Origin of the sequence: Variovorax beijingensis (assembly GCF_007828835.1) — a bacterium.
GTDB lineage: Bacteria > Pseudomonadota > Gammaproteobacteria > Burkholderiales > Burkholderiaceae_C > Variovorax > Variovorax beijingensis_A.
In genome coordinates this window covers 58,900-83,879 of record NZ_VIVL01000016.1, presented here as the reverse complement: position 1 = coordinate 83,879, position 24,980 = coordinate 58,900, and the positions used below count along the sequence as shown (strand labels likewise).

Genomic DNA, 24,980 nt, shown 5'->3' with positions numbered 1-24,980 from the left:
AGGCGGGGCCGTCGAATGTAAGCCAACCGTCGCACTGGCGCATCTGCCATTGGTCATGCCGTCGCGTCGATCCCACGGATGGACGAAAAAAACCGCCGGACCATGGAGGCGGGCGTTGCCGCCGCGTTCCCCTCGCCCCCTGGCTACCAGGGATTCGGATTGGCGCGCCTGTAGTTCTCCGACTCCATCCGCCACTGGGCCGTCTGCGTACGCAGCGCCTGGGCCGCGGCGATCTTCTTTTCGTTCGCCCTGACGACCATCCCGCGCAGGAAATCGTCGCCCCTGTTCCCCGCGTAGATGCGCCGGAACTTCGCCAGCCCAAAGCCGTTGGCCTCGAATTCGGGCATGCCGAAGCCGATGAAGCCCGCCATCGAGTCGTGCACGAAATTCGAGAAGAAGGTCGACACGTCCGCGGGCAGCGGCGTCGACCTCGGGCTTTCGAGCAGCAGCACCGGCTCGCGCTCGATGTCGGTGTCGTGCACCTCGGCCTGCTGGTTGTCGGCCAGCCACTTGCGCCACCTGGCCAGGTACGCCGGCGCCTGGCGGGCCAGCGCGGCGGCCCTGGCGTGCAGTTCGCCTTCCTTGAGCCGATCCATGCGCGCATCGGCCTTGCCGCCCAGTTCAGCGAGGGTCGCCACCGGGCTCAGCAACTGAACGCCCAGGTCGAAGGCCAGCGGCTGCTTCAGCCGCTCGTCCTTGCTCCAGCTCCAGCGGCTGTTGCCGCTTTCGATGCGGCGGTCGATTTCGGCCAGCACCGCCGCAATCACATGGATCAGCGCGCGCTGCGTGGCCTGCAGCCACTGCAGCTCGCCGTCGTAGTTCTTGCCCTTGTTGGGATGCCGGCTCGCGCGCGCCCATTCCGGCGAGGCCTGCAACCCACGGTCCAGCAACTGCCAGCGGCAGATGAAATAGTGGCCCATGTGCTGGCGGTGCATCTCCTCCACGGGGCCGGGCGTGATGTCCGCGGCCTTGTAGTAGGCGTGGAAGGCTTCGAGGGTGTCGGGGGTGGGGCACCAACGCCTTTGCCACCGGCTCCCGCAACTTTTCCAGCGGCGTGAAAGGCACCCCCGCAATCATGGCCGCACAGTACATCTCGAAGCCCGGGATGCGCGCCAGCTGCCGGTCGTCCTCGGCCCAGTCGTTCTTGCCCAGGCACATCGGCATGTAGCCGCCGCCCACGTCGGAGTGCGAGCCGGGATACACGTACTCCCGCACGTTGGGCGGGTACCTGCCGTCGATGCGCACCGAGTCGAGCGGAAAACACGCGCGCACCTCGTGGCCCGCCACCAGGTGCAGGCACTGCTCCACGGCCGGGTGCACCTGCATGTTGTTCCAGGCCCAGCTCTGGCGGCCTTCGAACACGCTGTACAGCCCGGCCGCACCCACCGAGGCCACGGTGTCGAAGATGCCGAGGAACTGCACGCGCAGCGGGATGCCGGCAAAGAGGTAGCCGCCATCCTTGTGTTCGCAGATTTCGCAGAGCCAGTTGACGAAGGCCCGTGCCTCGGCCGCGCCGCGAGAAAAACCGAAGACGCTGAGATTGATCTGCGTGATCTCGGGCTTGCGGTTGACCAGTTGGGACTTGAGCTTGGCCTGCCAGGTGTCCTTGAGCACCTTGCGCCGTTCGGAGCCAAAGGACGTCACGCCGCTCAGGTTGCGGGCCAGCGAGGCCGCCGCCTTGTTGTCGAAGATATTGGACTTGTAGGCATACCGGCTGACGGCATTGAATATCCGTGTCAGGCCCCAGATGATTCGGGGTTCGCCGTACCAGGCACTGGTTGACCCCAGCGTCTGCGAGATCTGGCCATCGATGCCCTTGCCGTCATCGCCGATTTCCTCGAAGGGCGTGCCCACACCGGGTATGTAGTAGCGATAGTAGCTCGTGGTGCCGGACGTGTGTTCGCCCTCATCTTGGCCCGGAAACGCGTGATACAGCCGCACGACGTTGCTGTGCTTTTGCTCGCGCGGAGAACGCTCTGGCTTCTTGAAGTCCGCATCCTCGTTGTTGCCGGTGCCGTCGAAGAACATGCCCACGAAGATGACGCCGGTGCAGCTTGGCTTCGAACTCACGGGGTTGGCGGCGCACACCGCCTTGTCGCGCTGCATCAGTTCGCGCGGCGTCAACGGACGCTCGCGGCTTCGGGTCAGGCCGAGCGCGGGGTTCAAAGCTGCTTCGATGCTGTCGGTCATTCAGGCAGCCTCCCTTCCTTTTCATATTCCAGCAGCTGTTTGCTGGTTTTCCAGGGGAGCTTGTCTTCCTCGCTCATGGGATAGCGGGGGTGCTCAATTCCATAGTTGGAGACCACGACCTTGACCTTGTGATCTGGATAGAAATGCGCCTGATTATCTCCCGTACGCTTGGAGTACTCAGGGATTTCAACCACGGCTTCTTGAGGAGGCGGCGGCCTGGGACCACCTTGCGTGGTGTCGTAGCTCCACTGCACTTTGACCTTCATGCCAGGGCGCCAGCGCGCCGGAACTCTTCCGCAGCATGACGATCCTCCGCCTCCAGATCTCGGAGTCAGGTTCGGCCCCCCAGCACCATCAACCGTAAAACTCGCGATGCCCCAGTCGCTCATGTGGTTGTATCCCTCCACCGACGCCGGGACCATTTCGTCGCTGCAACCTATCAGCAGCGCGCATGCTCCTGCGGCCAGCAAACTCCATTTCTTCCTCCCGGCCAGGCGAACGGTCGATTTACCGATCTCTATCAAATTTCTGAGCACGGTGTTCTCCGGGAGATGATTGGATTGAGTGCGGGATTCAAAGCCGCATCGATGCTGTCCGTCATTCAGGCAGTCTCCCTTCCTTTTCGTATTCCAGCAGCTGTTTGCTGGTTTTCCAGGGGAGCTTGTCTTCTTCGCTCATGGGATAGCGAGGGTGTTCGATCCCATAGTTGGAGACCACGACCTTGACCTTGTGGTTCGGATAGAAATGCGCCTGGATATCTCCAGTGCGCTTGGAGTACTCAGGGATTTCAACCACGGCTTCTTGAGGAGGCGGCGGCCTGGGACCACCTTGCGTGGTGTCGTAGCTCCATTGCACTTTGACTTTCATGCCAGCACGCCAGTGCGCCGGAATTTTCCCGCAGCATGACGATTTCCCTCCTCCCGCTTCGGGCGTTATGTTCGGTCCCCCAGCACCGTCCACCGTAAAGCTCTCGATGCCCCAATCGCTCATGTGGTTGTAGCCCATGACCGACGCCGGGACCATTTCATCGCTGCAACCGACCAGCAGCGCGCATGCGCCTGCGGCCAGCCAACGCAACGTCGACCGGTTGCGGAAGCCGGTGTTCGGCTTACTTCCTGTCACGTCGCTCATCCCAGCACGCCCGTCGCCAGCAGCGCGTCATCCATCGCGCCCGGCTGCCATCGCTTGCTGCGCAGCATCTCGAGCACGCGCGCGTCCGTCGTGCTCGCCCCGCGCGTCAGGCGCGCGACCCGCAGCATGGCCACCTTGTCCTCGATGCGATCGACGCCATGCTGGCGGGCAATTTCCAGCACGTCGTCGACGATCTGGTACCAGTGGCTGGCGCGCATTTTTTCGGCTTCGGACCTCATGTCCGGCATCGATTCGCTGAGGTAGGCAATCATCGAATCCGGTTCGGCATACAGGGCCAGCTGGTCGACCTGCGCGTCGTCCAGCATGAGCGGCGCGCGGGCAGGTGCAACGCCGGCGACGGGCATCGGCAGTTCGCGCAGGTCTCCCAGCCTGTCGATATAGAGCCAGCGCGCCAGGAGCTGCGTCCATGCCGCCCATTGCGCCGGCTTGAGAAAGTACGCCAGAAGCGGCAGCGTTCGGGTGTCGGCCATGCGCAGCAGATAGCGCTCGCCGCTCTCGGTGCGCACCAGGTGCAGGCTGGACCAGTGCTGCGCGATGTCGTGCGCCGATGCCGGGCTGGAAACGACGCTCAGCATCGGCCGGCCGGAGCAGTGCGACAGCCACGGTGCGAGCCGCTCGGCAGCAACGGACACTGTGTCTCCGGGCTGGTGCAGCAGGATGAGCCTCGGTCCGCCCCGCGCAAGATCCAGCACCGGCTCCTGGCCGTAGCAATTGGCGCTTTCGTCGCGGTAGGTGACATCGACGCTGTGGTTGTTGAAGGCGCTGTCGCAAAGCAGGTACCAGTGTTGGCCGGCGTCCTGTGCGACCTGCGCCAGCAGCGTATTGGCCATGTGCGGCGACATGGGGTCTTGTGCGAAGTCCATGGCGTTCAGACCTTCGCCAGCGGCGAGCCGCCTGCCAGCGCCTTTTTCAGGCAGTCCAGGCAAAGCGCGGTGGGCATGGGAGACGGAACCACGGGCAGGCTGTCCGGCCCTACGAAGCTGTGGCTGGCCGCATGCACGCGCGACTGGCCAGTGGTGCCATGCTCGATGCCATTCGCGTTCCACCGCGTGTAGCTGCCGCCGCCGCTGATCACGACCTCGTCCTTGCCCGTGATGGTGATCTGGTTGGATTCCATCTTGATGTTGAGCTTGGCCAGTGCATTGATGCTGGCCTTCAATGCCGTGATGTCGATGTTGTCCTGCGCGGCGACGATGCGGATGCCGGCCTTCATGGCGAATGCACGGATCGCGTCCTGTGCGGTGACAAGAAAGCTCTTGCCGGCGGCAATGCTGGTGTGCGCGCCGCTGGTGATGGCGGTGTGCCCCGCGCTCTCGATGTGGGTGCTGCCGGCCGTGGTGGTCTGGATGCCCGCGGGACTGGCCAGCGTGAGGTGCGGTTCCTGGAATTCGGGGAAGAGGCCGTGCGCCTTGTCCCCGCCGCTGCCCTTGATGGCGTCGTTCTGCGCCTTCAGCGCCTTGGTCACTTCGTCCTGGTCGCCGGGCTCGTGCGCCTTGGCCGCTTGCGCGGCTTGACTCAGGCTTTCGTGCAGGTCGCGCCCCTCGGTGAGCCGGCCCACCGTCTCGCGCATGTCGGTGATGTGGCCCTGGGCGTTGGGACGCGCCTCGGTGCTCAACAGCAGACCCTGGCCGGCGCGCAGGACGCCGTGGCCGTCGGAGCGCAGCTCGGCGCCTTGGCCCCGGTCGTCCCGGCGGCCGGAGACATCGTCGATGCGGCCGATGTGTCCCAGGCTCAGGCTGGTGCTCTGGTGGTCGCTCTTGAGCTGGGCCTGCGCCTTGCCGTTCGTATCGTCAAGAGCCAGGTGGTTGCTCTTGCTGCCGCCGAGCTCGCGGCTGCGGATGCCCGTGAGCTGCTTTTGCTGGGGCAGCTGCCAGGCCGGCATCTCGTCGGCGTTGTGCACCCGCCCGGTGACGATCGGGTGGTCGGGGTCGCCGCCCAGAAAGTCGACGATGACCTCCTGCCCGATGCGCGGCAAGGCGGCTTCGCCGAAGGCGGCCCCGGCCCAGGTCGTGGACACGCGCACCCAGCAGCTCGAATTCTCGTTGCGCTGGCCAATGCGATCCCAGTGGAACTGCACCTTGATGCGGCCATATTGATCGGTCCAGATCTCCTCGCCGGCCGGGCCCACCACCATGGCGGTCTGCGGGCCGCGGGTGCGCGGCTTGGGCGTGCTGCGGCTCGGGCGCCAGGCGTAGCTGGTGGGCTGGGCCTCGAAGGCGAAACGCTGGACCGAGCCCTCGGACCCGGCCGCCCCTTCGCTGGCCTGCAGGTTTTCCTGCAACTCGTACGCCACGCTGATCAGCAGGTGCTCCCTGTTCTGGTCCGCGCGCGGATGGTGCGTGAGCGTGAAGGTGTGGCCCGGGGCGAGATCGCGCCGGTTGGCGCGGCCGCTGGCCCGGGCGTGTGCGCTCAGCTGTTCTTCGATGCGGATGCGCGCGTAAGCCTCGCCGTCGTGGTGCTGCGTGAAGCCGCCGGGCCATTGGTAGCGCTCGAAGGCGTCGTGATCGTGCCCCGATGGCATCTGCCGCAGGCTCGTGAGTTCGGCCCTTGGCTTCTCGAAGTCGTAGTCGTTGGTGTAGTGGTGGCCGGAGCGCACTTCTTCCGAGAATGCCCATTCGTAGATGCGCTCGCTGGGCGTCAGTCCGCCGGTCATGCCGGCCTTCTCGTGCGGGTGGTAGCGCACGGCCTCGCCACCGGGCAGCGGGCCGTGCGAAGTGGCGATGTCGTCGGCGAAGACCAGCACATGCTGCCCGGCCTCGTGGCGGAAGTAGTAGTAGATGCCTTCGTGCTCGCACAGGCGCGAGATGAAGTCGAAGTCGCTCTCGTGGTACTGCACGCAGTAGGTCCATGTGCGATAGCTGCGGCTCAGCCTGTGCTCGAGGGGATAACCGTAGTGCCCGAGCACGGCCATGACGATCTCGGGCACGGTCTGGTCCTGGAAGTTGCGGAAGTCGGAGCGGCGCGTGGCCAGCCAAAGCCAGGGCCGCAGGCGCATCCTGTAGAAAGCCTGGCGGTTGTCTTCGTGCGAAAGACCGAAGCGGGTGACAAGGCCGCCGAGGTAGCGCGGAGCGCCGCTCTCGGTTTCCATCACGACGGTGGCGGGCTGGCCAAGAAGAGCGGCGGGGTCGATCGCATTGCTGCCGCCCAGCAAGTCGACGTCGAAGACATATGGCTGGCTGAGCGTCTCTCGTCCGACAAGGCGGTGGAATTGCAGTGCCGCACCCAGCGGCGTCTGGAGGGTGACGCGGCGCTTCATGGCTGCCGCAGGCGTGCAGGCACGCCGTGTAGATTGAACATGGGACTCCCTGAATGTGTCCTGCCGCTCCGGATACGGGCTGGCTTTTGTGCAGGGATTATGTAAGTCGATGTTCTTGCGGTGGAAGCACCCGAAAGTAGCAATTGCGAGCCGGACACCCGCCGTTTCAGTGCACAAATTCACGCGGCGGGTGATTGGCTGCGCAAAGGGCAGCGAAGAAAAAAAGGGCCGCACCCTACGGCGCGGCCCTTCGTCGGACGCTGTTCGGAAAGAAGCAGCCGCTCAGCGCGCCTTGCCTTCCTTCCAAGCCGTCAGCATCTTGCTGTATTCAATGGTCTCGCCCTTGGGCTTCTCGTTGGCCAGCTTCTTCCATGGAGCGTGCTGATCGCTGAGCCACTTGTTCGGATCGCCCTTGGCGTTGAGCTTGGGCGCGCAGTGGGCCATGCCGGCGCGCTGCAGGCGGGCCATCACGTTGTCCATCTCGTCGGCCAGGTTGTCCATCGCCTTCTGCGGGGTCTTCTCACCCGTGACGGCCTCGGCCACGTTCTTCCACCAGAGCTGCGCGAGCTTCGGATAGTCGGGCACGTTGGTGCCGGTGGGCGTCCATGCGACGCGGGCCGGGCTGCGGTAGAACTCGACCAGGCCGCCAAGCTTGGGCGCCAGGTCGGTCATGGCCTTGCTCTGGATGTCCGATTCGCGGATCGGGGTCAGGCCCACGATGGTCTTCTTGAGCGAGACGCTCTTGGACGTGACGAACTGGGCGTAGAGCCAGGCGGCGGCCGTCTTGTTGGCGTCATGGCCGTTGAAGAACGACCACGAACCCACGTCCTGGTAGCCGTTCTGCATGCCCTGCTTCCAGTACGGACCGTTGGGGCCGGGCGCCATGCGCCACTTGGGCGTGCCGTCCTCGTTCACCACGGGCAGGCCCTTCTTGGTCATGTCGGCCGTGAAGGCCGTGTACCAGAAGATCTGCTGCGCGATCTGGCCCTGCGCCGGCACCGGGCCGGCTTCGCCGAAGGTCATGCCCATGGCTTCCTTGGGCGCGTACTTCTTCATCCAGTCGATGTACTTGGTGAGCGCGTACACGGCGGCCGGCGAATTGGTGGCGCCGCCGCGCGACACGGATGCACCCACGGGCGTGCACTTGTCGTCGGCCACGCGGATGCCCCACTCGTCGATCGGCATGCCGTTGGGGTTGCCGATGTCGGCGGTGCCGGCCATCGAGAGCCAGGCGTCGGTGAAGCGCCAGCCGAGCGACGGATCCTTCTTGCCGTAGTCCATGTGGCCGTAGATCGGCTTGCCGTCGATGGTCTTGACGTCGACGCTGAAGAACTCGGCGATGTCCTCGTAGGCGCTCCAGTTCAGCGGCACGCCCAGGTCGTAGCCGTACTTGGCCTTGAACTTGTCCTTCAGGTCCTTGCGGTCGAACAGGTCGGCGCGGAACCAGTAGAGGTTGGCAAACTGCTGGTCGGGCAGCTGGTAGAGCTTGCCGTCGGGCGCGGTGGTGAACTTGGTGCCGATGAAGTCCTTGATGTCCAGGCCCGGGTTGGTGAACTCCTTGCCCGCGCCGGCCATGTAGTCGGTCAGGTTCATCATCTTGCCGTAGCGGTAGTGCGTGCCGATCAGGTCGGAGTCGGAAATCCAGCCGTCATAGATCGACTTGCCCGACTGCATCGAGGTCTGCAGCTTCTCGACCACGTCGCCTTCCTGGATCAGATCGTGCTTCACCTTGATGCCGGTGATCTCCTCGAAGGCCTTGGCCAGCGTCTTCGATTCGTATTCATGCGTGGTGATGGTTTCCGACACCACCGAGATCTCTTTCACGCCCTTCGCCTGCAGCTTCTTGGCCGCATCGATGAACCATTTCATCTCGGCAGCCTGCTGGTCCTTGCTGAGCGTGGATGGCTGGAACTCGCTGTCGATCCATTTCTTGGCCTCGGGCTCTGCGGCCCATGCACCCTGCGCGGCGAACATCGCCGCTGCCATTGCCAATGCCGTGTAGCGCATCTTCATGAATGTGTCTCCTCGGTTGAAAGCTTCCCCGGTTTTTTCGATCGCGGCTCCGGGGAGGCGGAGAGCCGGTCGCGTCTGAAAAGAAATCGTCGGGCTCAGCCCTTGCGCATCACCAGCGCCAGAAGAAACATCGACAGCACGAAGCTGATCCAGATCGAGGGCTCGGCCTCCAGGCTCAGCCATTCCTGGAACTTGCCGGCCAGGCCGATGAAGACCAGGTTCACGTAGGCCGCGGCCAGCAGCCCGATGAAGAGCCGGTCGCCGCGCGTGGTGGCAATCGGCAGCCAGCCGCGCCGCATGGTGGTGGGCGACTTGAACTCCCACACCGTCATGCCGACCAGCATGAGCGCGATGCAGATGAAGAAAACGGCCACCGGGGTGGTCCAGACCATCCAGTCGAACATGTTTTTTTTCCTCCTCTTAAACGCGGCCCATCGCGAAACCCTTGGCGATGTAGTGGCGCACGAACCAGATCACGATCGCACCGGGCACGATGGTGAGCACGCCCGCGGCGGCCAGCGTGGCCCAGTCCATGCCGGAGGCGCTCACGGTGCGGGTCATGGTCGCGACGATGGGCTTGGCGTTCACGCTGGTCAACGTGCGCGCGAGCAGCAGCTCGACCCAGCTGAACATGAAGCAGAAGAACGCCGCCACGCCCACGCCGGCCTTGATGAGCGGCAGGAAGATCTTCACGAAGAAGCGCGGGAACGAGTAGCCGTCGATGTAGGCCGTCTCGTCGATCTCGCGCGGAATGCCGCTCATGAAGCCTTCGAGGATCCACACCGCCAGCGGCACGTTGAACAGCAGGTGCGCGAGCGCCACGCCCAGGTGAGTGTCCATGAGGCCGACGGTGCTGTAGAGCTGGAAGAACGGCAGCAGGAACACCGCGGGCGGGGTCATGCGGTTGGTCAGCAGCCAGAAGAAGACGTGCTTGTCGCCCAGGAACGAATAACGCGAGAACGCATACGCCGCCGGCAGCGCCACGGTGAGCGAGATCACGGTGTTGATGGCCACGTAGATCAGGCTGTTGATGTAGCCCGAGTACCACGACTCGTCGGTGAAGATGCGCGCGTAGTTGGCCCAGGTGAGCTCGTGCGGAAAGAACGAGAAGCTGGAGACGATTTCCTCGTTCGTCTTGAAGCTCATGTTGACCATCCAGTAGATGGGCAGCAGCGCGAACAGGATGTACAGCACCAGGAAGATGCTGCGTTTGCGGAATCTCTTTTCGTTCATTGCTCGACCTCCACCGTTTGCGTGCCGACCCGCTGCATCCAGTTGTAGAGCACGAAGCAGAACAACAGGATGATCAGGAAATAGATCAGCGAGAACGCAGCCGCCGGCCCCAGGTCGAACTGCCCCACGGCCTTCTGCGTGAGGTACTGGCTCAGGAAGGTGGTGGCATTGCCCGGCCCGCCGCCTGTCAGGACGAAAGGCTCGGTGTAGATCATGAAGCTGTCCATGAAGCGCAGCAGCACCGCAATCATCAGCACGCCGCGCATCTTCGGCAGCTGGATGTAGCGGAACACCGCGAACTTGCTTGCGCCATCGATGCGCGCAGCCTGGTAGTAGGCGTCGGGAATCGAGCGCAGGCCGGCAAAGCACAGCAGCGCCACCAGCGGCGTCCAGTGCCACACGTCCATCACCAGCACCGTGAGCCAGGCATCCGCCGCACTGCCCGTGTAGTTGTAGTCGATGCCCAGCGTCTGCAGCGCATGGCCCAGCAGGCCGATGTCGGCGCGGCCGTAGATCTGCCAGATGGTGCCGACCACGTTCCAGGGAATCAGCAGCGACAGCGCCACCACCACCAGCACCGCCGAAGACTTCCAGCCCTTGGCCGGCATCGACAGCGCCAGGCAGATGCCCAGCGGAATCTCCACCAGCAGCACCGACAGCGAGAAGCCCAGCTGGCGCCACAGCGCCTGGTGCAGTTCGTCGTCGCGCATCACCGAGGCGAACCATTCGGTGCCGACGAACACGCGCCGGTCGGGCGAGATGATGTCCTGCACCGAATAGTTGACCACCGTCATCAGCGGCACGATGGCCGAGAAGGCCACGCAGATCAGCACCGGCAGCACGAGCCACCAGGCTTTTTGGTTGATGGGCTTGTTGGTTGCGTTCATGGCTTGGCTCCTTCCCCTTCCGGGGGAAGGTTGGGATGGGGGCAGGCAGAGCGCCCGATGGGGGCGCCGCTTGCCCCCACCCCGGCCCTCCCCCGGGAGGGGAGGGAGAAAGACAAAGGCACCACGCTGCCTGTGATCGGGGGGTTCATGCCACCAGCTCCTCGTCCTTGTAGTAGCAGGTGTGGGTGTCGAGCACCCGCAGCCACACGGTGTCTCCCACTGCCGGCGGCTGGTCGTCCGAGTGCAGCCGCACCTTGACCACGCCACCATCGACCTCGGCGCTCAGCATGGCGTGCGTGCCGACGTCCTGCACCTGCTTCACCACTGCGGGCACGGCGCCGGCCGCGCCCGCATTCGACAGGCGCAGGTACTCGGGCCGGATGCCGATCTTGAGCGCGCCCTGCGGCAGTTCGCGTGTCGGCACGAGCGGCGTACCCGCCACCTCGAGCGCGCCGTTCGCACTCTTCGCCGAAAGAAAATTCATGCCCGGCGAGCCGATGAAGTGGCCGACGAAGGTATGCGCCGGCCGTTCGAACAGGGCCTCGGCACTGCCCACCTGCACGGCCTTGCCGCGCGTCATGACCACCACCTCTTCGGCGAAGGTGAGCGCCTCGACCTGGTCGTGCGTGACGTAGATCAGCGTGAGCTTGAGCTCACGGTGGATCTGCTTGAGCTTGCGGCGCAGCTGCCACTTCAGGTGCGGATCGATCACCGTCAGCGGCTCGTCGAACAGCACGGCCGAGACGTCGCTGCGCACCAGGCCGCGGCCGAGCGAGATCTTCTGCTTGGCGTCGGCCGCTAGGCCCGAGGCGCGCTGGTTCAGCTGGCCGCTCATATCGAGCATCTCGGCAATCTCGCCCACGCGCTTCCTGATCTGGTCTTCGGGCACCTTGCGGTTGCGCAGCGGAAACGCGAGGTTCTCGGCCACCGTCATGGTGTCGTAGATCACCGGAAACTGGAACACCTGCGCGATGTTGCGCTCCTGCGGCGTGGCGCGCGTCATGTCGCGGCCATCGAAGGTCACCGTGCCCTGCGACGGCACCAGCAGGCCCGAGATGATGTTGAGCATGGTCGTCTTGCCGCAGCCCGAGGGCCCGAGCAAGGCATAGGCGCCGCCATCGCGGAAGCTCATCTTGAGCGGCAACAGCGCATAGTCGCTGTCCTGCTTCGGGTTGGGACGGTAGGCGTGGGCCAGGTCGAGATCGATGCGTGCCATGTCAGCTTCCTTTGCGCCATGCCGGCGCGAGCGCCAGCTTTTCGCCGGCATCGAACACATAGGCTTGCGAGGCGCTGAAGTACAGCGTGATCGGCGTGCCCAGCTCGAAGCGGTGCACGCCGGTGAGCTGCGCCACCAGTTCGCCGACCGCCGTCTCGACGTGCACGAAGGTGTCGGAGCCCGAGATCTCGGCCAGTTCCACCTTGCCGGGCAAGGCGATGTCGCCCTCCCCCGCGTCCACGTTCAATGCACTCGCGCGCAGGCCGACAGTGACCGCGCCCGAAACGCTTTCAGGCACCGCCAGCGCGAGCGACGGGCCGCCCGCGAGCTGCACGCGGCCGGCCGTTGCGGTGCCGGCCAGCAGGTTCATCGGCGGATCGCTGAAGGCGCGCGCCACGCGCAGCGATTGCGGCGCATGGAACACTTCGGCGGTCGGGCCGTACTGCAGCAGCTCGCCCTCGTCCATCACGGCCGTGTAGCCGCCCAGCAGCAGCGCCTCGCCGGGTTCGGTGGTGGCGTAGATCACCGTCGAATCGCCGGTGGCAAAGAGCTGCGTGAGCTCTTCGCGCAGCCCTTCGCGCAGCTTGTAGTCGAGATTCACCAGCGGCTCGTCGAGCAGCATCAGTGGTGCGTTCTTGGCCAGCGCGCGCGCCAGCGCCACGCGCTGCTGCTGCCCGCCCGACAGCTCGGCCGGCAGGCGGTCGAGGAACATGCCGATGTGCAGCTTGTCGGCCAGCGCCTTCACGCGGGCATCGATGTTCGCTTCGCCGCGCAGCCTGAGCGGCGAAGCGATGTTGTCGGCCACCGTGAGCGACGGATAGTTGATGAACTGCTGGTACACCATGGCGACGTTGCGCTCGCGCACCGGCATGCCGGTCACGTCCTTGCCATCGACCAGCACCTTGCCCGTGCCGGGCGTGTCGAGCCCTGCCATCAGGCGCATCAGGCTGGTCTTGCCGGCCTGGGTGGCGCCCAGCAGCACGGTGACCGCGCCGCTCTTGGGCGCGATGCTCTGCTCGTAAAGCCAGGTTTGCGCGCCGACCTTCTTGGTGACGCGCTCCAGAGTCAATTGCATCAGCGCTCCCCGTTGATCATGTAGCTGTTGTTGGTGGTGTGCGCCTGCAGCCAGGCGGCCACCTGCCGGCGCTCTTCGGCCGTGTAGCGCAGGCCGAGCTTCGACCGGCGCCAGAGCACGTCGTCGGCGCTCACGGCCCATTCGTTCTCTTGCAGGAAGCGCAGCTCGCGCTCGTGGAGCCCCGGCGCCACGGCCGCGCCCATGTCGGCCATGGACTGCGCATCGCCGAGCAGCTCGGCCACGCGTGCGCCGTAGGCACGTGCCAGCCGGCGCGCGAGCCGCGCGTCCAGCCATGCATGGCGCGCCTGCACCGCGGCCACGAAGCGTTCGAAATCGTCGTCGGGCCGCGTGGCGGCGCCGATCCATGCGGAAAGATCGCCGCCGGCCAGGAAGGCGCCATCGGTCCAGGGCGGGCGCTGCGCGCTCGACTGTCCGAGCATCTTGCCGACCTCGTCGGCCGCGTCCTCGGCCAGCTTGCGGAAGGTGGTGATCTTGCCGCCCCACACCGACAGCAGCGGCGCCGCCGTGGTGTTCGACTCGAGCATGTAGTCGCGCGTGACGGCCGAGGGGTCGCCCGACGCGTCGTCGAGCAGCGGGCGCACACCCGAGTAGGTCCAGACCACGTCGGCCGGCTTGACCGGCTTCTCGAAATAGCGGCTCGCCTGCATGCAGAGGTAGGCGATTTCTTCCTCGGCGATGCGCGCCGCGCCGGGATCGTCGCCGTTCAGCTCGATGTCGGTGGTGCCGATCAGCGTGAACTCATCCTGGTAGGGAATCGCGAAGATGATCCGCTTGTCGGGGTTCTGGAAGATGTAGGCATGGTCGTGCTCGAACAGGCGCGGCACCACGATGTGGCTGCCCTTGACCAGCCGCAGGTGCCGCGTGGCCAGCGGCTCGCCCTTGGCCGACTGCGCCACGCCGCGCAGGAACGATTCCGCCCACGGCCCCGCGGCATTGACCACGGCGCGCGCGCGCACCACGCGGATGCCGCCGTCGGCGGCTTCGAGCGTGGCGGTCCAGCCATCGGCATCGCGCTGCGCATGCACGCAGCGGGTGCGCGTGAGCACCTCGGCGCCGCGCGCCCTGGCGTCGATGGCGTTGAGCACCACGAGCCGCGCGTCGTCGACCCAGCCGTCGGAATAGACGAAGCCGCGCTTGAACTGCGGCTTGAGCGGCGCGCCGGCGGCATGGCTGCGCAGGTCGATGCTGCGCGAGCCCGGCAGCACTTCGCGCCTGGCAAGGTGGTCGTACATGAACAGGCCGATGCGGATCATCCAGGCCGGCCGCATCGAAGGGTCGTGCGGCATCACGAAGCGCAGCGGCCACATGATGTGCGGCGCGCTCTTGAGCAGCACTTCGCGCTCCTGCAGCGCCTTGCGCACGAGCGAAAACTCGTAGTACTCCAGGTAGCGCAGGCCGCCGTGGATCAGCTTGGTGGATGACGACGAGGTGTGCGAGGCGAGATCGTCCTTCTCGCACAGCACCACGCGCCAGCCCCGGCCGGCCAGGTCGCGCGCAATGCCGCAGCCGTTGATGCCGCCGCCGACGATCAGCACGTCGCAATCGGTTGCCGGCGAAGGCGGATTGGAGGAGAAATCGCTCACAGAAGATGGGCCCGTTGGTTCATGACTTCGGTCACGGAAGGGCGCCATTGTATTTTCGCGTCTTTTCATTTGGATTCCTTTTGGCGCGATTTTCCTCCGAGTTTTCCCTTAGTAGGATTCGTTTTCGTTCGTTTTAAAGTGGCACGGCCTGTACTCTCTGGAGAGTCTTCCTGCTTTCCACGACGTCTCTGTGAACTCCAATCCGCGCCAGATCAATCTTCTCGATACCGTGCGCACGCGCGGCTCGGTCACCGTCGAGCAACTGGCCGACATGCTGGGCGTCACGCTGCAGACGGTGCGGCGCGACGTGCAGCGGCTGGCCGACCAGGGATTGCTCACGCGCTTTCACGGCGGCGTGCGCGTGCCGAGCTCCACCACCGAGAACATCGGCTACCAGCAGCGCGAAACGCTGCATGCAGAGGGCAAGGCGCGCATCGCGCGGCGCGTGGCCGAGCTGGTGCCCAACGACTGTTCGCTGATCCTCAACATCGGCACCACCACCGAAGCCATCGCCAAGGCGCTGCTGCGCCACACGGGCCTGCGCGTGATCACCAACAACCTGAACGTGGCGACCATCCTGAGCGGCAACACGTCGTGCGAGGTGATCGTGGCGGGCGGCTCGGTGCGCCCGCGCGACCGCGCGATCGTGGGCGAGGCGACCATCGATTTCATCCGCCAGTTCAAGGTGGACATCGCGCTGATCGGCGTGTCGAGCATCGAGCCCGACGGATCGCTGCGCGACTTCGACCTGCGCGAGGTGAAGGTGGCGCAGACCATCATCGCGCAGGGGCGCGAGGTGTGGCTCGCGGCGGACGCGAGCAAGTTCAACCGGCCCGCGATGATCCAGCTGGGTACGCTGTCGCAGATCGACCGGCTGTTCACGGATGCGGAGCCGCCTGCGCCTTTTGCGGATCTGCTGCATGCGGCGCAGGTTCGGCTCGAGATTGCGCGCGATTGAAGATGAAAACTTGCTTCTCTGTTGTGTTTGAGTTGCTTCGTTCAGGGCACGCTCCCGCCGACGGGGTACCTTGCTCCGCGAATGTCCTCCGGCCTGCGGCCTCCCCCTTTATTTCGCTGCGCAAGGCACCCCATCGACGGGAGCGTTGGACAGAGCGGTCGTTGGTCGGCGGTACACCGGCAGCGTGCCCTGGTGCACAGAGCATCGGGTGCTCCCCGCAGCGAAATAAAGGAGGAGGCCGCAGGCCGGGGGACATTCGCGGAGGGGAGTACCCGGTGATCCGTGCACGCGCCCCGAACAACAGCGCCAGGAACAAATGACATGACCCGACCCCGAGGACCCTTCAAGCCATGACCTACCTGCTCGCCCTCGACCAGGGCACCTCCAGTTCCCGCAGCATCGTGTTCGACCGCGAAGGCCGCATCGTCGCCATCGCGCAGAAGGAACTCACGCAAATCTATCCGCGCCCCGGCTGGGTCGAGCACGACCCGATGGAGATCTGGCAGAGCCAGCTTGCCACCGCGCGCGACGTGCTCGCCAAGGCCAAGCTCCAGCCCACGGACATCCATGCCATCGGCATCACCAACCAGCGCGAGACCACCGTGCTGTGGAACCGCAAGACCGGCCAGCCCGTGCATCACGCCATCGTCTGGCAGGACCGGCGCGCCGAACCGCTGTGCGCGCAGCTGCGCGACGAAGGCATGGCCGGCACCATCCAGGAGAAGACCGGGCTGGTCATCGATGCGTATTTCTCCGGCACCAAGCTGCGCTGGCTGCTCGACAACGTGCCCGGCGCGCGCGCGCAGGCCGAGCGCGGAGAGCTCGCTTTCGGCACCGTCGACAGCTGGCTCATGTGGCAGCTCACCGGCGGCAAGGTGCACGTCACCGACGTGAGCAACGCCTCGCGCACCATGCTCTTCAACGTGCACCGCAACGAATGGGATGCCGACCTGCTCAAGGCCCTCGACATTCCCGCCGCGCTCATGCCCCGGGTGCAGCCGTCGAGCTCGCACTTTGCCGACACCGATGCCGCCCTGCTCGGCCGCGCGCTGCCCATCGGCGGCGTGGCCGGCGACCAGCAGAGCGCCCTCTTCGGCCAGGCCTGCTTTGCAGCGGGCATGGCCAAGAACACCTACGGCACCGGCTGCTTCCTGCTGATGCACACGGGCAGCGAATTCCAGCCCTCGCACAACGGCCTGCTCGTGACCAGCGCCGCGCAGACCGACGCCACGCCGCAGTACGCAATGGAAGGCAGCGTCTTCGTCGGCGGCGCCGTGGTGCAGTGGCTGCGCGACGGCCTGAAGGCCATCAAGGGCAGCGCCGAAGTGCAGTCGCTCGCCGAAAGCGTGCCCGACGCGGGCGGCGTGATGATGGTGCCGGCCTTCACCGGCCTCGGCGCGCCCTACTGGGACGCCGATGCGCGCGGCACCATCACCGGCCTCACGCGCGGGACCACGGTGGCGCACATCGCGCGCGCGGCGCTGGAAAGCATCGCCTACCAGAGCGCCGCGCTGCTGCAGGCCATGAGCCGCGATGCGGTCGCGGCCGGCGGCACGCCCGTCGCCGAACTGCGCGTGGACGGCGGCGCCAGCGTGAACGACCTGTTGATGCAGTTCCAGGCCGACCTGCTGGGCATTCCCGTGGTGCGGCCCGAAGTCATCGAGACTACCGCGCTCGGCGCCGCCTACCTTGCGGGCCTGTCGACCGGCGTCTACAGCGACGCGCGACAGCTGTCGAAGCTGTGGAAGGTGGAGCGGCGCTTCATGCCGACCATGGGCCGCGCGCAGGCCGAGGAATCGATGGCGCGCTGGGAGCGCGCGGTGCGGCAGGCCACGGCGACCTGAGGCCCGCTGCCCAGCCTACCAGCCCCACACCAGGCGCCGCGCCACCCAGCCGGTGCCGCCGCCTTCGTGCCGGACCTTGACCCAGTCGCCCCGGCGCTCGAGCGTGCGCAGCACGTCGCCATAGACCGCCCGCTTCACCGCCGGGCTGCGCGTGCTCGGTGATCTGCGCAGCACGGCCACCTTCGCCTTCACCACGTGGTGCGGCGTCCTGCTGGTCATCGGGCGGTAGACCCATGCCTTGTCGTTTTCGAAGTCGCTGACCCGCAGCCAGTCGCCCTTCCTGCCGATGACGCGGAACGGGTAGCCCTTGCCCACGGTCCAGTGCGCTTCGTAGCGCTGGCCGGGCCCGGTGCGCATGTTCAGGGTCTTGGCCGCGGAACTGACCATCTGCCGCTCGGCGGCGAATGCGAACGGCAATGCCATCCACGAGAGAACGAATGCGAGGAGCAGCGCGGGCAGTCGGCTGGATCTGGACATGGAGCGTGGGTTCCTTTTCTATCGAGCTTCAAGAAGAATGTCCGGCGATGCCGGGCGAGCCCGTCTGGGCCTGCGAGGCGCAATAAGTTCCGCGGGGGATATCCCGCAGTGCCGCGCCAAAGACCCCGAGACAGCCCGGACACTGGCACTCACGGCACAAGTCGCGGGGCAAAATGCGCCCGCCCTTCCGACCTCCCGCTTTGCACGATTGACCACCCTCCACTCCGAAGCGTCCGCTGTCCGGAACGCTTCGCACCCACGCCCCCTGCTCGCCTGCGGCGCGGCCGGCGCCACGCTGCTGGCCCTCATCGCGCTGGGCCATGACGGCCGACGCATCGCCCAGCTCGCGGTGCTCGCCGCGCCGATGGTGCTCTGGCTCGCGTGGCCGCTGCGCAGCGCGCGGCTGCGGCGCGTGCGCGCAGGATGCGTCTGGCTCTGGGTCATGGGCTTTGCACTCGACGGCGTGATGCGTGCCTACCTGCTCGACACCTACCAAGCGGCCCCCGATGGGGCCATGGTGCTGGGCGCCGTGGCCAACACCAATGCGCGCGAAGGCACCGAATACCTCAGGATGCATTGGCGATCCGCCGTTGTCTGGTCGATGGCAGTACTGGCCGCCGGCATGCTGGCGGCTGTGTTCGTGCGCCGCGGTGCGGTGGCTTCGGTTTCAGCGCCCCCCGGCTTGCGCATGCATCTGCCTTTCTGGCTGAAATCGCTGGTGTTTGCCGTGCTGCTGCTCGCGTGCCTGGCCTACGCGAGCAAGCCATGGCGCCGGCTTCACCCTGCGGTCTTCTGGACCCAGTGGTCGCATTCGGTACACACGCTGCGCGCCGCATGGGCCGACCAGCAGCAGGTGCGCGACCGCATGATGGTGCACGCCAAGGCGATCGCGCCCGTGCCGCTGGAAGTCGGCTCGTCGACGGTGGTGCTGGTCATCACCGACAGCATCAACCGCGACAACATGGCGCTCTACGGCTACGGCCGCCCCACCACGCCGCGCCTGCTGGCGCACAAGGCGCAGGCCGGCAGCCAGATGGCCGTGCTGCGCCACGCGTGGTCGGCGGACGCGAGCACCCTGCCCGCGCTGCGCAACATGTTCCACTTCGGCCTGCCCGAGAGCGAGAACCCACCGCACCTGCTGGCGCTGGCACGCGCCGCGGGCTACAAGGTCTGGTGGATCAGCAACCACGACGACCTGGCCATCGAACAGCAGCATGCACGCTTCGCAGACGTGGTGGACATGGTGAACCGCACGCCCGGCCGCGCCAGCGCCTCGCTGGACGGCGAGATCCTCGACTGCGTGCAGGAAGCGCTGCAGGATGCAGGCACCGACCGCAAGCTGATCGTGGTGCATCTCATGGGCGCGCATCCGCACTACAGCCTGCGCTTTCCCGAGAATGCCAATCCGTTCGACGATGACGTGGACGCGGTCGAAACCGGCCTGGTGAAGAACGGCCGGTCGGCCTGGGTGCGCCGCTTCCGCCAGGAATATGACGCCGCGTTGCTGTATCACGATTTCGTGGTGTCCGAGCTCCTGCAGCAGACGCGCAGCACGGGCCAGCCGAATGACTACCGTGCGTGGATGTACCTGTCGGACCACGGCCAGGAAGTGGGGCATGGCAGCGACCGTGCGGGCCACAGTCCTTCGACCGCGTCGGGCTACCGCATTCCGGCGGTGATCTGGCGCAACCGGCAGGCGCTGCCGGACGGCACCGCGCAGCAGCAGCCCTTTCGCGCCGACTGGACGGCCTGGACGCTGATGGACCTGCTCAAGCTCCGCTGGAGCGGCCAAATGCCGGAGCGCAACGTGCTGGACGCCGCATACCGCTGGCAGCCGCCGAAGATCCCGGTGGCCGTCGAGTCGTTCTCGCGCTGACGACGGCCCGCCGGGGTGGCCTGGTCAGTGCGCCGGAACCAGGAAATCCTGGCTGATCCGCCCGCCGAGTTCGTTCACCCGGTCGAGGAACTGCGTGAGGTAGGCATGCAGCCCGGTCGCGAGAATTTCGTCGACGCGTGCGTACTGCAGGTCGGCCAGCAGCTTGCCGGCGCGGCGCTGGGTTTCTGCGCTCTGCTCGTTCTGCACCTTGGCGAGGTTGTTCACCACCTCCACCAGGCTCGCATGCAGCGAGCGCGGCATGTCGGCGCGAAGAATGAGCAGCTCGGCCACGCGCTCGGGCTTGATCACGTCGCGGTACACCTTGCGGTACACCTCGAAGGCCGAGACGCTGCGCAAAATGGCGCTCCAGTGGTAGAAGTCGTACTCTTGGTCTTCTTCCGTGGCGGTGCCGAAGAACTCGCTGTTGAGCGCGTGGAACTTCACGTCCACCAGCCGCGCCGTGTTGTCGGCGCGCTCCAGAAAGGTGCCCAGGCGCGAGAAGTAGAACGCCTCGTCCTGCAGCATGGTGCCGAGCGTGACGCCGCGCGACAGGTGCGAGCGGAACTTGACCCATTCGAAGAACTGGGCCGGGTCGCGCTCGAAGTCGCCGGCGCGCAGCATGCGGTTGACTTCGAGCCAGGTGGTGTTCTGGGTTTCCCAGGCCTCGGTGGTGAGCGCGCCGCGAACCGCCCGCGCGTTTTCGCGTGCGGCCTTGAGGCAGGAAAGGATCGAAGACGGATTGCTCTCGTCCTTGACCATGAACTCCATCACGTCGTGCGGCGTGATCTGCTCGTACTTCTTGTTGTACGAAGGCAGCAGCTCGCTGATGGACAGCACGCCCTGCCAGCCGTACTTGGCCACTTCGGCCGATTGGGGCAAGAGCGAGGTCTGGTAGTTGACGTCGAGCATGCGGGCGGTGTTTTCCGCGCGCTCGGTGTAGCGGGACATCCAGTAGAGATGGTCGGCGGTGCGTGACAGCATCGTTTGTGCTCCTACGATTGGCTTTGCGACTGCGTGGCCGCCTTGGGCCTGGGCGTGCGGTCGGCTTCGAGGATCCAGGTGTCCTTGGTGCCGCCGCCCTGCGACGAATTGACCACCAGCGAACCTTCCTTGAGCGCCACGCGCGTGAGGCCGCCGGGCACCATCTGCACCTCGCTGCCCGAAAGCACGAAGGGGCGCAGGTCGATGTGGCGCGGCGCGATGCCGGCATCGACAAAGGTCGGCGAGGTCGACAGGCTCAGCGTGGGCTGGGCGATGTAGCCGTCGGGCTTGGCGATCACGGCCTTCTTGAAGTCCTCGATCTCGGCCTGCGTGGCGGCCGGGCCGATCAGCATGCCGTAGCCGCCGGCGCCGTGCACCTCCTTGACGACCAGGTCCTTCATGTTGTCGAGCGTGTACTGCAGCTCGTCCTTGTTGCGGCACATGTAGGTGGGCACGTTCTTGAGGATCGGCTTTTCGCCGAGGTAGAACTCGACCATCTTGGGCACATAGGGGTAGATCGACTTGTCGTCGGCCACGCCGGTGCCCACGGCATTGCAGATGACGACGTTGCCTTCGCGGTAGGCGCGCATCAGGCCCGCGCAGCCGAGCGTGGAGGTGGGACGGAACACCTCGGGGTCGAGGAAGTCGTCGTCGACGCGGCGGTAGATCACGTCGACGCGCCGCGGCCCGCGCGTGGTGCGCATGTAGACGAAGTTGTCCTTGACGAACAGGTCCTGCCCTTCGACCAGTTCCACGCCCATCTGCTGGGCAAGGAAGGCGTGCTCGAAGTAGGCGCTGTTGTACATGCCGGGCGTGAGCACCACCACCGTGGGCTCGGCCGTGGCGGGCGGCGCGCTGGCACGCAGGGTTTCGAGCAGCAGGTCGGGGTAGTGCGCCACCGGCGCGATGCGGTTCTGGTTGAACAGCTCGGGGAAGAGCCGCATCATCATCTTGCGGTTCTCGAGCATGTAGCTCACACCGCTGGGCACGCGCAGGTTGTCTTCGAGCACGTAGTACTCGCCGTTGCCCTGGGCATCGGGGGCGCGCACGATGTCGATGCCCGAGATGTTGGAGTACACGTTGTGCGGCACGTTGACGCCCATCATCTCGGGGCGGAACTGCGCGTTGTTCAGGATCTGCTCGGCCGGGATGATGCCGGCCTTGATGATTTCCTGGTCGTGGTAGACGTCATGCAGGAAGCGGTTGAGCGCCGTCACGCGCTGCACCAGCCCCTTTTCCATGCTCTCCCACTCGTGGGCTGGAATGATCCGCGGCAGCAGGTCGAACGGGATGAGCCGCTCGGTGCCGGAACCGTCCTCGTCCTTGGCGCCGTACACCGCAAAGGTGATGCCGACCCGGCGGAAGATCATTTCCGCCTCTTCGCGCCGCGATCGCATCACCTCGCCGGGTTGCTTCGCGAGCCATTGGTCGTAGCGCTTGTAGTGCTGCCGGATTGCAGCCCCCGCATAGGGCAACTGCTCATACATCTCGTCGAATTTGTGCATGGAACGACCAATCTCCTTGAGCCATAGCTTAGCAAGTTCGAGGCCAGTGAAAGCCCTATGTTGAGGCGAAACACCGCGCCGCCGCCCGCTTTCACGGCAGGCGGTGGTGCCAATAGCGGGCATTGCGCTCCCGTTCGCAGCCGACTTCGCCCGGTTCCCGGCTGCGCCAGAGCATTGCGCCGCAGGGCACGCTCTCGACCAGCTTCACGCCCTGCGCGGCATAGCGCTCGACCACTTCCGGGGCCGGATGGCCGAAGCGGTTGCGGTAGCCCGCCTGGACCAGCGCGATGCGCGGGCGTACCGCTTCGAGGAACAGCGCGCTCGACGAAGTCTTGCTGCCATGGTGCGGCGCGAGCAGCACGTCGGCCCGCAGATCGGCCGTGCGCGACACCAGCGCGGCCTCCTGCAGGCGCTCGATGTCGCCGGCCAGCAGCACCGTGGCGCGGCCGTTGGCGATGCGCAGCACGCAGGAAATGGCATTGGGCTTGGTGAACGACAGGTAGTCGTCCGCCGCCGGATGGAGGATCTCGAAATCCACGCCGTCCCAGGTCCAGCGCTGCCCCGCCTCGCAGCGCCGCGCCGGACGCACCGCCTGCAGCGGGTGCGTGGCCTCTATCGAGCTCAACAGCGCCGCCTGCGGCTGCATCGCGAGCACCGCGGCCGCGCCGCCGGTGTGGTCGCTGTCGCGGTGGCTCAGCACCAGCATGTCCAGCCGCTCGTCGAAGGCGCGCAGCAGCGGCACGAGCACGCGATGGCCGGCGTCGCTCTCGAGGCTGTAGCGCGGGCCGGCGTCGTACAGCAGACTGTGCGCTGCCGTGCGCACCAGCACCGCATTGCCCTGCCCGATGTCCGCGGCCAGCAGTTCGAACTGCCCCTCGGCCGGACGGGGGGCGTGCCAGAGCAGCACCGGCAGCAGCAGCGGCAGGCCCAGCGTGCGCAGCGACCATGGCAGGCGCATGGCCAGCAGAACGCCGCCCGCCACCCCGCAGGCCGCCATCCACACGGGTGGCGCCGCCATCGAGAGCGTGGCATATGGCCATGCGGCGAACCACCTCAGCATCACGGCCAGCGCCTGCACGGCCCATGCGGCCAGCGTCCACAGCGGCGCCGCCACGGTGCCCAGCATGGCCAGCGGCGTGACCACCAGCGTGACCCAGGGGATTGCCACCGCATTGGCCAGCAGGCCCACCACCGACACCTGCTGGAAAAGCAGCAAGCTGAGCGGGGTGAGCGCCAGCGTGATCACCCATTGCTCGCGGAAGAACCCCAGCAGCCGGGACCATTTTCCAGCCGTCTCCCCGGCCGGCCGCATGAAGCCGGTCGCGAACAGGATACCCACCGCCACGAAGCTGAGCCAGAAGCCGGCCTGCATCAGCGCCCACGGGTCGAGCGCCACCACCACCGCGGCGATCAGCAGCCAGACATGGGGCCATGGCCAGCGCCGTCCGGTGAGCCGCAGCAGCGCCGCGGTCGCGAGCATCCAGACCGTGCGCTGCGAAGGCACGCCCCAGCCGCTGAAAAGCGCGTAGAGCCCGGCCAGCAGCACCCCGCCGGCCAGCGCGGCCTGCGGCGCGGGAATGCGCAGCATCAGCCAGCCGCTGCGCCGCCACAGTGCGCCCACCGCATGCGCGGCAAGCCAGGCGAACATGGTGATGTGCAGACCCGAGATCGACATCAGGTGCGCCACGCCGGTGGCGCGAAAAATATCCCAGTCGCTGCGGTCGATGGCACCCTGGTCGCCGGTGACGAGTGCGGCGATGACGCCCGCCTGCCGGGTGTCGGCCACGCGCTCGAACACCGCGTCGCGCACCGCCTCCCGCGCACGCTCGACGGGATGCAGCCACGTGGATTGCAGGCGCGCCGGTGCGGCGTCGCGGGCACCCGTTCGCACATAGCCGCTGGCATGCACGCCCTGCTCCCACAGCCACAGCTCGTTGTCGAAGCCATGCGGATTGAGATTGCCGTGCGGCGCCTTGAGCCGCACCGTGAGGCGCCAGCGCTCGCCCGCATGCAGCGCAGCCGCATCGCCGCCCGTCGCCGCGGCACGGCTTTCCGGAGCGCGCCCCCAGAGACTCGTGTCGTCGCGGTACCAGCCGAGTGCGATGCGCGCCGGAACACGCGACGCGGACCCAAGCCGTTCATCGGCCCAGCGGGCCGATTCGACATCGAGCCGAAAGCGCGTGCCGCCCTCGCTGCGCTGGGGCATCTGCGCGACTACGCCGACCACTTGCAGGTCGAGGCCTTCGAGGGCCGGGTCCAGTGCGCCCCGCGCATAGGCCACCGCCCGCCAGCCTGCGAGCCCGCCGGCGGCGAGCGCTCCGCAGGCCAGGGCAACGACCATCGCAAGCCCCGCCGGCAAGCGCCATGCGCGAGGCAGCGGCCGCCATCGCCGCGACAGCCCCGCCAGGCCGGCCAGGCCCGCGAAGAACAGCGCCGCATAGGCACCCGCGCTCCACAGCTTCGGCTGATGCAATTGCAATGCCGCGCCGAGCAGCGATCCGCCCAGCGCAGCAAAGGCCCACGACGATGCCGCGGCGCCGCCGGACGCGCGCGCCGGCCTCACCGGCAATCTCCAGAACACATGATGCAAACCCTCCCTGCACTCACGCTCAGTGGCGCGTTAATTGCTTTGCTTCCAGGGCCTGCCACCAATTCTCGAAGGCGCTTAATTGGTGACAGGCCCTAGGCTAGTATGCGTCTCACAAGAGACATC

At 66.4% G+C, this 24,980-nt stretch carries 20 protein-coding genes; 3 read left to right on the top strand and 17 right to left on the bottom strand.

Annotated features, from left to right (window positions below; translation table 11 throughout):
- Window positions 1-143: 143 nt before the first annotated feature.
- The 13 genes from FB547_RS30180 to glpD form a co-directional block, all read right to left on the bottom strand.
- Window positions 144-638: a hypothetical protein gene (locus tag FB547_RS30180; protein WP_145747302.1), complete on the bottom strand. Its 495-nt coding sequence runs from the start codon at window positions 636-638 to the stop codon at window positions 144-146.
- Window positions 622-2,190 (bottom strand): T6SS phospholipase effector Tle1-like catalytic domain-containing protein, encoded by a 1,569-nt coding sequence (locus FB547_RS30175; protein WP_145747301.1) that lies wholly within the window; start codon window positions 2,188-2,190, stop codon window positions 622-624. The genes FB547_RS30180 and FB547_RS30175 overlap by 17 nt, the downstream gene beginning before the upstream one ends.
- Window positions 2,187-2,726, bottom strand: a complete 540-nt coding sequence (locus tag FB547_RS30170; RefSeq protein WP_145747300.1) for a DUF3304 domain-containing protein — start codon at window positions 2,724-2,726, stop codon at window positions 2,187-2,189. The genes FB547_RS30175 and FB547_RS30170 overlap by 4 nt, the downstream gene beginning before the upstream one ends.
- A gap of 61 nt (window positions 2,727-2,787) precedes the next feature.
- Complete coding sequence (locus FB547_RS30165) at window positions 2,788-3,321, bottom strand: DUF3304 domain-containing protein (protein WP_145747299.1); 534 nt, start codon at window positions 3,319-3,321, stop codon at window positions 2,788-2,790.
- Window positions 3,318-4,205: a DUF4123 domain-containing protein gene (locus tag FB547_RS30160; RefSeq protein WP_145747298.1), complete on the bottom strand. Its 888-nt coding sequence runs from the start codon at window positions 4,203-4,205 to the stop codon at window positions 3,318-3,320. The genes FB547_RS30165 and FB547_RS30160 overlap by 4 nt, the downstream gene beginning before the upstream one ends.
- A 5-nt stretch (window positions 4,206-4,210) precedes the next feature.
- Entirely contained in the window at window positions 4,211-6,598 is a 2,388-nt protein-coding gene (locus FB547_RS30155; protein ID WP_145747297.1) for a type VI secretion system Vgr family protein, read from the bottom strand.
- Between the two features lie 282 nt (window positions 6,599-6,880).
- The gene (locus FB547_RS30150) at window positions 6,881-8,611 is read right to left on the bottom strand and encodes an ABC transporter substrate-binding protein (RefSeq protein ID WP_145747296.1); all 1,731 of its coding nucleotides are present in this window, start codon (window positions 8,609-8,611) and stop codon (window positions 6,881-6,883) included.
- Window positions 8,612-8,706: 95 nt separating this feature from the next.
- Window positions 8,707-9,015: a DUF2160 domain-containing protein gene (locus FB547_RS30145; RefSeq protein WP_145747295.1), complete on the bottom strand. Its 309-nt coding sequence runs from the start codon at window positions 9,013-9,015 to the stop codon at window positions 8,707-8,709.
- A 16-nt stretch (window positions 9,016-9,031) separates the two neighbouring features.
- A complete protein-coding gene (locus tag FB547_RS30140; RefSeq protein WP_145747294.1) occupies window positions 9,032-9,844 on the bottom strand; it encodes a carbohydrate ABC transporter permease in 813 nt (270 codons plus the stop codon).
- The gene (locus FB547_RS30135; RefSeq protein WP_145747293.1) at window positions 9,841-10,731 is read right to left on the bottom strand and encodes a carbohydrate ABC transporter permease; all 891 of its coding nucleotides are present in this window, start codon (window positions 10,729-10,731) and stop codon (window positions 9,841-9,843) included. Before FB547_RS30135 ends, FB547_RS30140 begins: the two co-directional genes overlap by 4 nt.
- Before the next feature lie 145 nt (window positions 10,732-10,876).
- Complete coding sequence (locus FB547_RS30130) at window positions 10,877-11,947, bottom strand: ABC transporter ATP-binding protein (protein ID WP_062366553.1); 1,071 nt, start codon at window positions 11,945-11,947, stop codon at window positions 10,877-10,879.
- Between the two features lies 1 nt (window position 11,948).
- Entirely contained in the window at window positions 11,949-13,022 is a 1,074-nt protein-coding gene (locus FB547_RS30125; RefSeq protein WP_145747292.1) for an ABC transporter ATP-binding protein, read from the bottom strand.
- Complete coding sequence (glpD, locus tag FB547_RS30120) at window positions 13,022-14,695, bottom strand: glycerol-3-phosphate dehydrogenase (RefSeq protein ID WP_145747291.1); 1,674 nt, start codon at window positions 14,693-14,695, stop codon at window positions 13,022-13,024. Before glpD ends, FB547_RS30125 begins: the two co-directional genes overlap by 1 nt.
- A gap of 121 nt (window positions 14,696-14,816) precedes the next feature.
- Here glpD and FB547_RS30115 point away from each other — a divergent pair, with 121 nt between their 5' ends.
- Together FB547_RS30115 and glpK are read left to right on the top strand one after the other, a co-directional pair.
- Window positions 14,817-15,584: a DeoR/GlpR family DNA-binding transcription regulator gene (locus FB547_RS30115; RefSeq protein WP_018907393.1), complete on the top strand. Its 768-nt coding sequence runs from the start codon at window positions 14,817-14,819 to the stop codon at window positions 15,582-15,584.
- 350 nt (window positions 15,585-15,934) lie between these two features.
- On the top strand, window positions 15,935-17,428 hold the full coding sequence (glpK, locus tag FB547_RS30110; protein ID WP_145747290.1) for a glycerol kinase GlpK: 1,494 nt from the start codon (window positions 15,935-15,937) through the stop codon (window positions 17,426-17,428).
- Between the two features lie 15 nt (window positions 17,429-17,443).
- Here the strand turns inward: glpK and FB547_RS30105 are convergent, their stop codons facing one another.
- Window positions 17,444-17,905, bottom strand: a complete 462-nt coding sequence (locus FB547_RS30105; protein WP_145747289.1) for an SH3 domain-containing protein — start codon at window positions 17,903-17,905, stop codon at window positions 17,444-17,446.
- 37 nt (window positions 17,906-17,942) lie between these two features.
- On the opposite strand from FB547_RS30105, the gene FB547_RS30100 reads away from it, so the two are divergent.
- On the top strand, window positions 17,943-19,781 hold the full coding sequence (locus FB547_RS30100) for a sulfatase-like hydrolase/transferase (RefSeq protein ID WP_145747288.1): 1,839 nt from the start codon (window positions 17,943-17,945) through the stop codon (window positions 19,779-19,781).
- 24 nt (window positions 19,782-19,805) lie between these two features.
- Here FB547_RS30100 and FB547_RS30095 read toward each other — a convergent pair whose 3' ends face one another.
- From FB547_RS30095 to FB547_RS30085, 3 genes are all read right to left on the bottom strand, one after another.
- Window positions 19,806-20,762: an alpha-E domain-containing protein gene (locus tag FB547_RS30095; RefSeq protein WP_012748499.1), complete on the bottom strand. Its 957-nt coding sequence runs from the start codon at window positions 20,760-20,762 to the stop codon at window positions 19,806-19,808.
- Window positions 20,763-20,773: 11 nt separating this feature from the next.
- Entirely contained in the window at window positions 20,774-22,267 is a 1,494-nt protein-coding gene (locus tag FB547_RS30090; protein ID WP_145747287.1) for a circularly permuted type 2 ATP-grasp protein, read from the bottom strand.
- A gap of 91 nt (window positions 22,268-22,358) precedes the next feature.
- Window positions 22,359-24,830 carry a DNA internalization-related competence protein ComEC/Rec2 gene (locus FB547_RS30085; protein WP_186454300.1) on the bottom strand — a complete coding sequence of 824 codons (2,472 nt, stop codon included), beginning with the start codon at window positions 24,828-24,830 and terminating at the stop codon, window positions 22,359-22,361.
- Window positions 24,831-24,980 lie beyond the last annotated feature (150 nt).

Excerpts from the sequence above, each read along its gene's own strand:
- FB547_RS30175 (WP_145747301.1), bottom strand. The coding sequence starts at position 2,190 with ATGACCGACAGCATCGAAGCAGCTTTGAACCCCGCGCTCGGCCTGACC.
- FB547_RS30165 (WP_145747299.1), bottom strand. The coding sequence starts at position 3,321 with ATGAGCGACGTGACAGGAAGTAAGCCGAACACCGGCTTCCGCAACCGG.
- FB547_RS30160 (WP_145747298.1), bottom strand. The coding sequence starts at position 4,205 with ATGGACTTCGCACAAGACCCCATGTCGCCGCACATGGCCAATACGCTG.
- FB547_RS30155 (WP_145747297.1), bottom strand. The coding sequence starts at position 6,598 with ATGAAGCGCCGCGTCACCCTCCAGACGCCGCTGGGTGCGGCACTGCAA.
- FB547_RS30150 (WP_145747296.1), bottom strand. The coding sequence starts at position 8,611 with ATGAAGATGCGCTACACGGCATTGGCAATGGCAGCGGCGATGTTCGCC.
- FB547_RS30145 (WP_145747295.1), bottom strand. The coding sequence starts at position 9,015 with ATGTTCGACTGGATGGTCTGGACCACCCCGGTGGCCGTTTTCTTCATC.
- FB547_RS30140 (WP_145747294.1), bottom strand. The coding sequence starts at position 9,844 with ATGAACGAAAAGAGATTCCGCAAACGCAGCATCTTCCTGGTGCTGTAC.
- FB547_RS30135 (WP_145747293.1), bottom strand. The coding sequence starts at position 10,731 with ATGAACGCAACCAACAAGCCCATCAACCAAAAAGCCTGGTGGCTCGTG.
- FB547_RS30130 (WP_062366553.1), bottom strand. The coding sequence starts at position 11,947 with ATGGCACGCATCGATCTCGACCTGGCCCACGCCTACCGTCCCAACCCG.
- FB547_RS30125 (WP_145747292.1), bottom strand. The coding sequence starts at position 13,022 with ATGCAATTGACTCTGGAGCGCGTCACCAAGAAGGTCGGCGCGCAAACC.
- glpD (WP_145747291.1), bottom strand. The coding sequence starts at position 14,695 with ATGAAAAGACGCGAAAATACAATGGCGCCCTTCCGTGACCGAAGTCAT.
- glpK (WP_145747290.1), top strand. The coding sequence starts at position 15,935 with ATGACCTACCTGCTCGCCCTCGACCAGGGCACCTCCAGTTCCCGCAGC.
- FB547_RS30105 (WP_145747289.1), bottom strand. The coding sequence starts at position 17,905 with ATGTCCAGATCCAGCCGACTGCCCGCGCTGCTCCTCGCATTCGTTCTC.
- FB547_RS30100 (WP_145747288.1), top strand. The coding sequence starts at position 17,943 with ATGTCCGGCGATGCCGGGCGAGCCCGTCTGGGCCTGCGAGGCGCAATA.
- FB547_RS30095 (WP_012748499.1), bottom strand. The coding sequence starts at position 20,762 with ATGCTGTCACGCACCGCCGACCATCTCTACTGGATGTCCCGCTACACC.
- FB547_RS30090 (WP_145747287.1), bottom strand. The coding sequence starts at position 22,267 with ATGCACAAATTCGACGAGATGTATGAGCAGTTGCCCTATGCGGGGGCT.